This window comes from Chryseobacterium sp. T16E-39 (assembly GCF_002216065.1).
GTDB lineage: Bacteria > Bacteroidota > Bacteroidia > Flavobacteriales > Weeksellaceae > Chryseobacterium.
Window position 1 is genome coordinate 994,236 of sequence record NZ_CP022282.1, and the last position, 11,697, is coordinate 1,005,932.

General features: G+C 35.4%; 16 protein-coding genes. 9 read left to right on the forward strand and 7 right to left on the reverse strand.

The window, feature by feature from the left end; genetic code table 11:
* Nucleotides 1–14 precede the first annotated feature (14 nt).
* Nucleotides 15–572, reverse strand: coding sequence for a TetR/AcrR family transcriptional regulator (locus CEY12_RS04295; protein ID WP_089026510.1), 558 nt, complete (start codon nucleotides 570–572; stop codon nucleotides 15–17).
* 415 nt (nucleotides 573–987) lie between these two features.
* Here CEY12_RS04295 and CEY12_RS04300 point away from each other — a divergent pair, with 415 nt between their 5' ends.
* The gene (locus CEY12_RS04300) at nucleotides 988–1,257 is read left to right on the forward strand and encodes a bacteriocin-like protein (RefSeq protein ID WP_089026511.1); all 270 of its coding nucleotides are present in this window, start codon (nucleotides 988–990) and stop codon (nucleotides 1,255–1,257) included.
* A 67-nt stretch (nucleotides 1,258–1,324) separates the two neighbouring features.
* Here CEY12_RS04300 and CEY12_RS04305 read toward each other — a convergent pair whose 3' ends face one another.
* Entirely contained in the window at nucleotides 1,325–2,119 is a 795-nt protein-coding gene (locus tag CEY12_RS04305) for a CPBP family intramembrane glutamic endopeptidase (protein WP_089026512.1), read from the reverse strand.
* Between the two features lie 204 nt (nucleotides 2,120–2,323).
* A complete protein-coding gene (locus CEY12_RS04310) occupies nucleotides 2,324–3,103 on the reverse strand; it encodes a T9SS type A sorting domain-containing protein (protein ID WP_089026513.1) in 780 nt (259 codons plus the stop codon).
* 235 nt (nucleotides 3,104–3,338) lie between these two features.
* Here CEY12_RS04310 and CEY12_RS04315 point away from each other — a divergent pair, with 235 nt between their 5' ends.
* Nucleotides 3,339–3,833 (forward strand): cupin domain-containing protein, encoded by a 495-nt coding sequence (locus CEY12_RS04315; protein WP_089026514.1) that lies wholly within the window; start codon nucleotides 3,339–3,341, stop codon nucleotides 3,831–3,833.
* Between the two features lie 67 nt (nucleotides 3,834–3,900).
* Here CEY12_RS04315 and CEY12_RS04320 read toward each other — a convergent pair whose 3' ends face one another.
* Both CEY12_RS04320 and CEY12_RS04325 read right to left on the reverse strand, forming a co-directional pair.
* Complete coding sequence (locus CEY12_RS04320) at nucleotides 3,901–4,293, reverse strand: RidA family protein (protein WP_089026515.1); 393 nt, start codon at nucleotides 4,291–4,293, stop codon at nucleotides 3,901–3,903.
* A gap of 75 nt (nucleotides 4,294–4,368) precedes the next feature.
* Entirely contained in the window at nucleotides 4,369–5,058 is a 690-nt protein-coding gene (locus CEY12_RS04325) for a helix-turn-helix transcriptional regulator (RefSeq protein WP_089026516.1), read from the reverse strand.
* 160 nt (nucleotides 5,059–5,218) lie between these two features.
* Between CEY12_RS04325 and CEY12_RS04330 the strand changes: the two genes are divergently transcribed.
* On the forward strand, nucleotides 5,219–5,935 hold the full coding sequence (locus tag CEY12_RS04330; protein ID WP_089026517.1) for a hypothetical protein: 717 nt from the start codon (nucleotides 5,219–5,221) through the stop codon (nucleotides 5,933–5,935).
* A 249-nt stretch (nucleotides 5,936–6,184) separates the two neighbouring features.
* Nucleotides 6,185–6,589, forward strand: a complete 405-nt coding sequence (locus tag CEY12_RS04335) for a GNAT family N-acetyltransferase (RefSeq protein WP_089026518.1) — start codon at nucleotides 6,185–6,187, stop codon at nucleotides 6,587–6,589.
* A 70-nt stretch (nucleotides 6,590–6,659) separates the two neighbouring features.
* Here the strand turns inward: CEY12_RS04335 and CEY12_RS04340 are convergent, their stop codons facing one another.
* Both CEY12_RS04340 and CEY12_RS04345 read right to left on the reverse strand, forming a co-directional pair.
* Nucleotides 6,660–7,637 carry a zinc-dependent alcohol dehydrogenase family protein gene (locus tag CEY12_RS04340; protein ID WP_089026519.1) on the reverse strand — a complete coding sequence of 326 codons (978 nt, stop codon included), beginning with the start codon at nucleotides 7,635–7,637 and terminating at the stop codon, nucleotides 6,660–6,662.
* Between the two features lie 57 nt (nucleotides 7,638–7,694).
* A complete protein-coding gene (locus CEY12_RS04345; protein ID WP_089026520.1) occupies nucleotides 7,695–8,000 on the reverse strand; it encodes an ArsR/SmtB family transcription factor in 306 nt (101 codons plus the stop codon).
* Between the two features lie 139 nt (nucleotides 8,001–8,139).
* Between CEY12_RS04345 and CEY12_RS04350 the strand changes: the two genes are divergently transcribed.
* From CEY12_RS04350 to CEY12_RS04370, 5 genes are all read left to right on the forward strand, one after another.
* The gene (locus tag CEY12_RS04350) at nucleotides 8,140–8,994 is read left to right on the forward strand and encodes a helix-turn-helix domain-containing protein (protein WP_089026521.1); all 855 of its coding nucleotides are present in this window, start codon (nucleotides 8,140–8,142) and stop codon (nucleotides 8,992–8,994) included.
* Between the two features lie 88 nt (nucleotides 8,995–9,082).
* On the forward strand, nucleotides 9,083–9,304 hold the full coding sequence (locus tag CEY12_RS04355; protein WP_089026522.1) for a hypothetical protein: 222 nt from the start codon (nucleotides 9,083–9,085) through the stop codon (nucleotides 9,302–9,304).
* Nucleotides 9,305–9,354: 50 nt separating this feature from the next.
* Nucleotides 9,355–10,263, forward strand: coding sequence for an NAD(P)/FAD-dependent oxidoreductase (locus CEY12_RS04360; protein ID WP_089026523.1), 909 nt, complete (start codon nucleotides 9,355–9,357; stop codon nucleotides 10,261–10,263).
* A gap of 28 nt (nucleotides 10,264–10,291) precedes the next feature.
* The gene (locus tag CEY12_RS04365) at nucleotides 10,292–10,885 is read left to right on the forward strand and encodes a short chain dehydrogenase (RefSeq protein ID WP_089026524.1); all 594 of its coding nucleotides are present in this window, start codon (nucleotides 10,292–10,294) and stop codon (nucleotides 10,883–10,885) included.
* A gap of 131 nt (nucleotides 10,886–11,016) precedes the next feature.
* Nucleotides 11,017–11,688 (forward strand): hypothetical protein, encoded by a 672-nt coding sequence (locus tag CEY12_RS04370; RefSeq protein WP_089026525.1) that lies wholly within the window; start codon nucleotides 11,017–11,019, stop codon nucleotides 11,686–11,688.
* Nucleotides 11,689–11,697 lie beyond the last annotated feature (9 nt).

Sequence of the window (11,697 nt, forward strand, 5' to 3'; positions counted from 1 at the left end):
TTAAAATTGATTACTTATTCTTTCAAACCTATGCTTCCCTTAAAAGAATGCCAGGCAAACTTATTCATGTCATTCTCTGCAATATCTCCATTTCGAAATGCATTGACCGCAATATCTACAATTCCTCCAAAAAGGTTATAGATCCATGCAACACTAAAATCACCGGTAATCATTTGATTCGCCTGAAGTTCTTCTACAATTCGGAACCACTTTACCTTTACATCATCGTATACTTCTTTATCATTGCTTATTACTTCGGAATAACCACTTCTTTCAAAACGTTTTTTTACAAAAGAAAATTCATTTCCAATACTCAATGCTGCATATAGCATATTTTCCATTTGTACCACTGGTAGATGACTGCTGTTATAAGCGGCCATCATCGTTGCATTACAGGTCGTCATCATTTTGAGCTTACAACGTTCTATAAGATCATTTTTATCTTTGAAATATCTGTGGATGGTACGTCGTGTAATACCGATATGATTGGCAATTTCATCTACAGTAGCAGCATCATTACCATTCAAGACATATACTGCCGCTTTGATAATTTTATCTTCTGTATTTTTCATGTCACAAATATAAAACAAATGTCTCAATAATGTGACATTAATTAAAAATTTAATTGACAAAGACCTCTTTTTCTTTGTTAATCCCCTCGTAATCCCTCATACAGCAGCTATTGAAGTCAAACAAATGTTTAGAAAAAAGAGCCTACTATCTGCAATAATTAAGTAAATATTAAAATAAAATAATTCCGTACAAAAGGTTATCACTAAAAATATCTAATCCGGAATAAAAAACACAAAATACACGTCAGAATGCATTTGGGAAAGGGATTTTTATAAAAATGATATCATTACTAAATAGCATATATATTAATCGAATATTAAATTATAAGAATATTTAATTATTTTTTTCAAAAAAAATTGATCGTATTGTAATTTTTCCTATCTTAGTGATGTATTAATCATAAAAATTTATATCATGAAAAATTTCAAAAAATTAGACAGAGAGCAGTTAAAAACTATTTCAGGAGACGGATTTCTTGATCCAATCTTAGGATTAGTAGGCGGAGTTTTAGGTGGAGTAGGAACTATTGTTGGTGGTACTGTTGGTGCTATTGGCGGTGCAGTTGGTGGAACTGTAGTTCAAGTGATCAAAAACCTAGAAAACGGATTATGCCAAGTGCAGTGTGGAATCAACAATGTGGTTCATATCACTGTAGTTAGCTGTGGAGCTAATACTTGCCACTAAGAAAATTAAAAAAAACTACTACCGCTCTGAAAAGAGCGGTTTTTTTATGGAAAAAAATAATAATTTTTTACTTTAAAAACGGGTAGGTAAAGAATATGATATGGATCAGATTTAAAACAAAGTGACTTATAATATTCAGTGCAATATTCTTTGACCTCTGATAGATCCAACCATACATCACGCCAGCGATCGAAGCATACACCACATAAAGCAATCCTCCCAGCCAGTGCAAAGCTCCAAAACTTAAAGCAGCAACAAAAACAGCAATGATTCCACTGTTTTTTATGTTCAGTAATGACAAATGTCTCTGAAAAAATCCCCTAAATAAAACCTCTTCAGCCATCACAACGAACAATAGGTTATTTATAGCCCAAATAATAAAATATTGATGAAACTTAACATCTATTTTTACAAAATTGAACAGTAAAGTTAATCCCATCAGTAAAAGAATAGCCATGACAACAAGGGAGCCACTTTTCTTCAATGCAGATTTGAAACGATCTCCCTGAGGTACGACAAATAAAAGCAGAATTAATCCCGCTAGTGTTTTGTCTATATTAAAATACATGGTAAAGGGGACAGCGTCTTTGGAGACCTGTATCTTATCGAAAATAAGCACATTATTAAATCCAGGCAGCAAATGTTGAAAAATAACAACCGAGAACGCCAGAATAACCAAAGCTAATGTATGATATAAAAACCTGCTGTACTTCTCATTTTTTTCCAGCATATCATACAAATACACCAAAGCGGTAAAAGCCAATATAATCAGAAACCCTATAATTGATATAAGATGGCTAATAAGGCAAACAATTAAAATAGAAAATAATATCAGTAGTTTGACAGATTCTTTTCTTTTCATAGGATCAGTTTTAATATAACAGCTAAAGAATTATAGCTTTTAAAGAAGGACAAAAATAATAAAAAAAGCCTGAACAAGTCCTTATATCACTTTAACTAAACATTTACATGATTAGCATTCCGTTTAATTATTTAAGAATCATAATTAAACATAAAAAACTCCTGCAATTGCAGGAGTTGGGAATAAGGATATGATTGGTATCAATTATTTTTTCATCAGTTTCAAGCTTCCGCTTTTACCTGTGCTGGACTTCCATTGAACGAGATAACTGCCACTTAAATGATTTTGAATATCAATTGGTATTTTGTTTAATCCAGCTTCAACATCTTTGGTATAAATTTTTATTATTTTGCCATTGATATCCGTAACGTTCACTGAAAGAGTTTCTCTGCCTTCAGCTGTATAATAAAGTTCGGATTCTCCCATGCTTGGATTTGGGACCAGGGCGATATCTTTCTGAGGACCTGCCATTTTTGAAACCGGAGGGCGAACACATATATAGCATAAAAATTTGGTAACTCTAATCGTATACTGGTTAGGTGACACACAATAAATATCGACTCCGTATCCATATCTGCCAGGATATGGGTCATATACCACAAGGTTAGGATCTGAAATGGTTGTGTGACTTCCAACTACCGTTGAAAGTGGATAATATCCACTAAACAATGAAGGATTAGGATACACCAAATCATTAAAAGTCACTCTAACATAGGTAACTTGAGAAGCTGAAGTCAGTGAAGGAAAAGCGTAATTTTTCGGGGTGAAATTATTAGCCGGAAATGAATTGAACTGGGGACTGGTAACTCCAGTTTTGACTTCAAGTGTAAGGGTGGTATTAGCATAGGCAATATCACCGGGAGAGTAATCATCATGCCGGGTAAAAGCAACATTATGGGTTTCTACAGGACCAATAATTATTTGTGCAGCCAATTGATTCTGGCATATAAACACAAAGCAAAGTAAAAGGATAATTTTTTTCATTTTAATAAAATTTAATAGTTAGTTGTTATAGACTGGTGTCTTAATTAATCTACATAGTAAAATTGGTATTTGCTATACTTGGAACAAAGAGGAAACGAGCAAAGGCGGAATATTAATTAGTATCTGTTTATATTTGATTAGTAAATGTAAACGACCTAACAGGTAAAGACTTAATGTTATGAAGACAAGAATTTCTAAAAAATCAGATCTAATCTCAAAATCAATATAAAATATAATGACGAATTCAAATATCAGTATTATCGGTAAAAGTGAAGGAAAGCTGTTAGCGGTTGCGGGTGGTAATTACAGGATTGTTATTTCCGGTGCACAAACCGGGGGTAATTATGCCGTAATAGAAATGCTGGTACCTCCGGGAGGAGGTCCGCCGCCACACTCACATCCGGATATTCAGGAAATGTTTCATGTTCTGGAAGGGGAAGTAGAATTTAAAACTGAACTGGGTAAGCAAATTGTGGGTCAGGATGGCTTCGTTAACATCCCTTTTGGCGACGCAGTCCATTGTTTTAAAAACATTTCAGAAAAAAATGCACGTCTGCTATGTACTGTTATTCCAGCAGGATTAGAAGATTTATTTGCAGAGGTCGGCGTTCCCGTATCACCTGGTGAAATTTTACCCGTCCCGGAAATGACCGAAGCGCGTAAAGAATTCTTAAAGGAATTAAATCAAAAATATGGACAGAAAACATATCCTATTGATTTTCTTGGATAACGCCTAAACAGCTCGGTAAAGAAATAAAGACCCTGAAAAAAAATTTCCGGGTCTTTATATTCACGGTTTATTTTACAACAGTAGCTTCAAGTTCTACAGTTAAAGTGGCAAAAAGCCCTTTGACTTCAAGTAGAGTCGTAGCCTGTTCAATACCATTCGTTTTAAGAAAAGGCACATAGACATCCATACAGGTACTGAAAAAATCATTGACTGATGTTGTATACACATTCAATCTGACGATATTTTTAGATTCATATCCTGATTCGGAAATCAGCTTTTCAAGATTTTTGATGGTCTGAATGAGCTGGCTTCTCATATCCTCATTACTTGGTACTCCGTTTTCATCTATTGCAACCTGTCCTGAGCAATAAAGAGTTCCTTTAACATCGGTTACTTCTACTGCCTGTGCAGAATTTGTGCTTTTACCCCATACCCAGGGATCGAAAGATTGTTTTTGCATTTTTGATTTGTTTAATGATTACAATGCAAAGATGAAATGCTGTAATGACAGCCTTATGTCAGGGGTCAAAAAAAATTATGACTGATCGAAAAATTCCTGCAGGGTAAGGGTATGGGGAGTGAATTTTTCATGCAAAAGTATGAGGCTTTCCATTCTGTCTAAGCGAAAATATCTGAACTCATTCCGTAATTTACACCACGCAATAAGAAGCCAGTTTTCATAGGTACTCACCAGTGCAAAAGGTTCTATCTCGCTGGTTGATCTTATACCCGATTCATTGGTGTACTCAATTTTCACCACGAAATTATTCGTTAGGGCGTATTGAAGCTCAGAAAGATTATTGCTATTCCGATCCTGATTGATGTTTTGGCTAAAACGCGTCCGAGCAGATAGAAGGTTAACTTTTTCCTTATCACCATATCTCAGAACAGCCTTTATTTTATCCATCGCCTGTATGTAGTCTTTGATAAATGAAGAATCTTTATTTTTTAAAACCAGCTGCTCTGCCAGTATCAAGGCATTAACTTCTTTTTCCGAAAACATAATAGGTGGAATCCTGAAACCTTCCATAAGGGTATAGCCTTTCCCTTCTTCTGTCAGAACAGGAACACCGGAATCCTCCAGGGCTCTTATATCTCTGTACACTGTACGGATACTAACCGAAAATTTTTCAGAAATCTCCTTTGCCGTCAACAATTTTTTGGTCTGCAATAAAGTCAATATAGCGGTTAGTCTTGAAAGCCTTTTCATATCATTATCTCCCATAACATTCAAATGGTATTAGATCCTACCGGCAATAATACTTCTTTTTATTTAATTCATTCTGGGAATCCGTCTTATGATTGTTCTCATAAAAAAAACTGGCTGTAATGGAATTTCGTAGAAGATTTCCAATGTAACTTTGCAAAAAAATTTCAAATAAGAAATGAATAATTATTCTAATATATACCGCATTATTTTTGTGCTTCTGTTAGGCAGTTCACTGAACCTGTTTTCTCAAAAACATGATATGAAAGACCATCCGGGAATTCATGGTATGGTTTTATTAGGAGATGACACCCAATATGCTTCTCATCTTCCGCTTTTTTATTCACCCCATGATTATCAGGTGATCTTAAAAATTAAATTAGATGAGCTTTCTGCAGTCACTTATCAAAAAGATAAGCTGGCACATCCTGAAAATAAACTCTATACAATAGAACCTGAAAAATTTGTATTACCGGGAATTATTAATGATATAAAAACCTTTAAAACTAATATCTACAGAGGTCATTTTGAGCGTGGGGGAGAACTTATCATAAAAGATGCACAGGTGGAAATAACCAAAGTATTGTATTTCCATAAATTGAACAAGGATAAAAGCGAAGGAAACCCGTGTGATTATATTGTATTTGGAGATCAAAAGGAGCAATTTCTAGCCCACCAGATTTTAAATCGTCCGGATTTTGATGAACTTTCAAAAATCGATATCAATAATAAAAAAGTTGCCTTATCATTACAAAACGGAGAAATAGTAATTGTTCCGGGTACAACAAAAAAAACCGGATCTTTAAGTGAAAAGTGCAAAGGTCCTGAAGAATATAAAAAGCTCAATTTTAATAATCCGGAGAGAATATATCTGGAATTTGATGATTTAAAATAAATCTTTCAAAATAACTGTCAATATTTTTTATGTTTTAAGTATCAAAACGCCAAATACAAATCAGTATTATTTGTGGTAAAAACTGAATTACATATATATAATGAAGCATAGAAAATAAATAGGGAAGAACAGGAAGATCGAAACAGGGAATGGATACAACAATAATATTTACGATCCATTACCCATCTCGTACTATATTATTTACTACATTTATCAAAATGCATCGATCACCAAATTCAAAAGCTAAAAATGAATATTATTTATAAAACTGAAGTCATTCCTGAAATTGAAGACATCATAGATTTATATCATTCTTCCGATTACTTTCCCATTGCCAATAAAGAAGATCTTGAAAGAATAAAAAAGATGCATCATAATGCCAATATTGTTGCAACAGCATGGGATCATGATAAACTGATAGGATTAGCAAGATCTATTTCCGATTTTTGCTATTGCTGTTATCTTTCCGATTTGTGCGTGAGGGATGAATATAAGGGAAATGGTATTGGAAAAGAGTTGGTAAAAATTACAAAAGAAATGGCTGGAGATGAATGCAAATTAATCCTTCATTCCTCTCCAAATGCCATCGGTTTTTATTCAAATATCGGGATGGAACAGATTGATTCAGCTTTTATCATAAAACGCGATTATTAAGCATACCTATCTGTAAAAGCGCTGTGCAATTCATTTTACACCAGCGCTTTATTAAACCCGTTTCAGTACATTAGCGTACTTCTTTTTCAATCTCTATTCCGATTTTACCATAAAAATTTTCATTTCCAGCTTTAGTTTCCAACAGGCTATGGGCTTTACCTATTTCCGAAAGAGGAAAGACTTTATTTAAAATTGGCTTCAGCTTCTTTCTTTCTACCAGTTGAGTCAGTTCATCCAGTTTATTTCTGTTCTGTCGGGTAAAAACAAAATGATAGGTAGCATTTTTTCCCCAGGCCTCAATAAGGTTCTGTGGCTGATCGATATCAACTAATGTAACGACCTGACCCATCTGACTGAGTATCTTCCCACTTTCAGAAAGGGTATTCCCCCCAATGGTATCAATAATCACATCAACTCCTTTATGATCTGTTAATTGCTGAATAGCATCGATATAGTTTTCATTTTTGTAGTCGATGATATAATCAGCACCTAGTTCAGTCAGGAATTGATGGTGGACTTTTCTTGCTGTAGTAAAAACAATTGCTCCCATAGCCTTAGCTATTTGAATGGTTGGAATTCCCACACCGCCGGCACCCCCGTGAATTAAAACTGTTTGATTGACCTTGAGCTGTGCCCGGGTTACCAGCATTTCCCATGCCGTACCTGCTGCCAGGGGAAGGGTTGCTGCCTCGAGATGCGTGAGGCTTTTCGGTTTCAGGCCGATGATAGATTCATGGGCACAGTGATATTCTGCATAACTTCCTTGTCCTTTAAAAATCTCAGGAGTATAATAAACCTCATCACCTATCTTGAAATTTTCCACACCCGGACCAACTTCTACAATTTCACCGGAAATATCGTGACCTGTGATCACCGGTAAGTCCAGTTCATTTTTATAATCTCCACGGCGAACCTGATAATCCAGAGGATTCACCGAAGTGGCAAAAACCTTGACTAAAACTTCCCTTAATCCGGGCTTAGGAGTTGGTATTTCTTCAATTGTAAAATTCTCAACAGAGCCAAACTCTTTTAATACAGCTGCTTTCATTATATAATTATATATTTAGTTAATTAGGTAAATACCTAAATTATAGGTTAAATTTTTTTAAAGTTCATTTTTGATATGCATTGCCAGATCCTGGATTGATTGTTCGTTTCTCTTATAATACGTCCATTGACCTTTTCTTGTCGCAGTTAAAATATTTGAGGCCGACATTGTTTTTAAATAATCAGAAACAGTAGGTACGGACATTCCGGCTTTTTTAGCGATATCAGATACACATACCCCTAATTCAGGCGTATATTCACTCAATTCCTCCTCGGGAAAATGAGCAAAAGGATCCTTTAACCATGTAAGGATGTTCAGACGTGTTTCGTTAGATAGAGACTTAATGACTTCTAATAATTGCATGGGACAAATTTAGGCAATTACCTAAATACCTACAAGGTTTTATTATTTAAATTATAAATCACCCCCATAAACCGATCATATGGGAAACCCTACATATTAGTAAACTTTCTTACATTTGAATCCAGAAGTCAATACAATCATGAAAGACATTCCTATACGACATATTTCCAGGGTACAGGAAGAACCCTATATTTTGGGTGGCTTTACTATAAAAGAGGTTAATCCTGTAGAAGATATGATCCAACCTCTTCACCGTCATGATTTTTATTACATTCTGGCATTAGAAAAGGGGATAGGCGAGCATGAAATAGATTTTGTACGCTATACTATTGATGATTATACTGTATTTATTATGCGTCCCGGACAAGTTCATCAGCTTGTATTAAAAACAGGAAGTACAGGTTATTTAATACAATGTAAAGCTGATTTTCTGTATTCTCATAATAATGCATCAAAAAATCACCTGAATAAAGTCAGTGCTACCAACTTTTATCCTTTAAATCGCGAAGGATTTGAAAAAATTCAAACTCTCTTACAACAGTCCTTCAAAGAATTTACCACAAAAGACAAGGGGTATCAGGAAGTTCTCAAGGCAAATCTAAGCGTATTCCTTATCGAAATTTTGCGGCAGCGTGACATCAAAAGCGGGCCACAGACCACACAGAATTTTTACGCACAGGAAAAACTGGAAAAGTTTTTAGATTTGATAGCACAGCATCATGTCGACCATAAACATGTTTCCTATTATACAGATGTACTTAATTTATCTTCCTATCAATTAAGTTCTATAACAAAAAGTCTGCTCAGCAAAACACCTTCCGAAGTGATCAATGATTACATTATTCTGGAAGCAAAGCGTCAGCTATTAGCTACGTCGAACCAGGTCAGTCAGATTGCTCTCAATTTAGGATATGAGGATGTTTCCTATTTTATCCGATTCTTTAAAAGACATTTAAAATGTTCCCCCGCAATATTCCGCCAAAACTTTAAATAAGTCCTACATTATCTAAAATTCGTCCTATCATAGGGGTTTCCAGCTGAATTAATTTTGCAGTATAAATTATTCAAAAAAAGAAATCAATATGAGAACTAAAATGAAACTAATGGCTTCCCTGAAGATCTGGTTAGCTATTTATCCATCCATCACATTTTTTTACTTCATACTCGGATCACTCTTGTCCGATATGCCCTTATACCAAAGAACATTTATTCTTACTGTTATTTTGGTACCATGGGTTGTTTTTGCAGGAGTCCCGTTTATCGATTTTATTGTGCGCCTGCTTATCGCAAAAAAGGAAAAATAGGATTTACTGATGGTCTCTTATCCTCTTGTAAAATTTAATACCTAAAAATAATGACAGCTAAAAAAACATTTGACGTAATTATCATTGGCGGAAGCTATTCGGGACTTGCAGCAGCAATGGCTTTAGGAAGAGCTTTGAAAGATGTTCTGGTCATCGACAGTAGCAAACCTTGTAATGCACCAACTCCTTATTCCCATAATTTCCTGACCCAGGATGGCGAAATTCCAGCGGTTATCGCAGGAATGGCCAGGAATGAGGTAAAAGCATACAATACCGTAACGTTCACGGATGATCTCGCAGTGAAAGGAACAAAAATAAAAGATGGTTTTGAAATAGAAACCGCTTCCGGAGAAAAGTTCACCGCCCAAAAACTGATATTTGCTACAGGAATCAAAGATATAATGCCCGACATTCCGGGATTTGCAGAATGCTGGGGAATTTCAGTCCTGCACTGTCCTTATTGCCATGGATATGAAGTGCGTAATGAAAAAACTGGAATTATAGCGCATGGTGAAAGAGCATTTGAACTTGCACAAATGATTTCCAACTGGACCACCGATTTAACGCTATTTACTCATGGAAAAGCTGGTTTTACAGATGAACAGGTACAAAAACTGCAGGAACGCAATATTGACATCATCAGCAAAGAAATCAAAGCTATTGAGCATGATAGGGGATATGTACAAAATATTGTTTTTAAAGACAATTCCACTTCGAAAGTCACTGCCATTTATTCGCCTAGACCTTTTGAGCAGCATTCACTGATTCCTGAATCCTTAGGCTGTGAGCTAACTGAGGAAGGATATCTGAAAATAGATGCAGGACACGAAACTACAGTGAAAGGTGTATTTGCATGTGGAGACAATGTCAACCGCATCAGAACAGTGGCCAATGCCGTAGCAACGGGAACCACAACAGGCATCATCGTCAGCAAAAATTTAATTCTTCAAAATTTTTAATTCAACTTTAATTTTAAACAATAAAAAAATGAAAATTATAATCGTTGGTGCTACTGGCACTATGGGAAAATACTTAACATCCGTTCTGGAAAATGAGCACGAAATCATTAAGGTAGCATCCAAAGATTCGGATATCAATACCGATATTACTTCTGTTGAATCCATTGAGCAGATGTTTAAGCAGGTAGGACCATTTGATGCATTACTATCTACGGCAGGTCCCACTTATGTAGGTCCCTGGAAAATGTTGACTGATAAAGAATTCAGAAAAGGAATGGAGGGAAAGATGATGGGCCAGATCAATCTTGTCCTTATTGGTCAGCATTATATCAACCCTAAAGGTTCTTTCACCCTGATTACTGGCGCTTTAACAAATGAACCTCAGATCAATTTTGCGAATGCATCAGCGGCCAATGGAGCAGTAGAAGGTTTCGTTCGGGGTGCCGCAATTGAACTTCAAAACGGAATAAGGATCAATGCAGTGAGTCCCACAGTAATTGAAGATTCACCACAATACTTCCCTTATTTTCCAGGGGAAATCCCTACCACAATGAGACAGCTGGAGTATATGTTCCGTAAGAGTATCTTTGGAGCATCGACTGGACATATTATAACTCCGTAATATCTTTTTCTATTAAAACGTTTTTCAAAGGTCGATGTAAGAAATACAATTGATCTTTGAAAGGCGTTTTTTTAAAATCAATTTTATATATTTAGAGAAGTAAATAACTATGAACCAATATAAAAAGGACAATGCCGATACATCAATTACCTCCGGACGGAGGTATGCTATATAAGGAAACAGATATGGCTCACTTTTTTCCTGAGCCGTTAAATGCAATCACTGCCGTATTTTTTTTAGCCATAGCTATTTTTTGGACCCTTAAGATGAAAGATCATTTTAAAGAATATCCTTTTTTAACCTACTGCCTGGTTTTATTATACATTGGTGCCATAGGGGGAACTATTTATCATTCATTCAGACAATGGCCGGTATTTATTATGATGGATTGGTTGCCTATCATGTTGCTCTGTTTATCTGCCGGGTTTTATTTTATAGCACAGAGTACCAAATGGTATTATGCCGTTGTAATGGTTCTCGTATATGTACTGATCCTGTTTGCTTTGAGAAATTGGATTTTGATTGATAACCCTTCTCTTTTTATCAACATCAATTATGCAATCATGGCTTCGTTTGTAGTTTTCTCGGTATTGAGGTATTTGATCTATACCCAATGGAAAGCTGGCAAGTGGGTAGGCTTTGCTATATTGTCATTTGTTTTTGCATTGACCTTTCGTATCGCTGATAAGTGGGGACTGTTTAGTTTCGGAACACACTTTTTATGGCATACTTTCGGAGCGATAGCGACGTTTTGTATGTTTAATTATATCTTTCTTACACGGAATACCACTAGAAAAACATAAGTAGTTTCT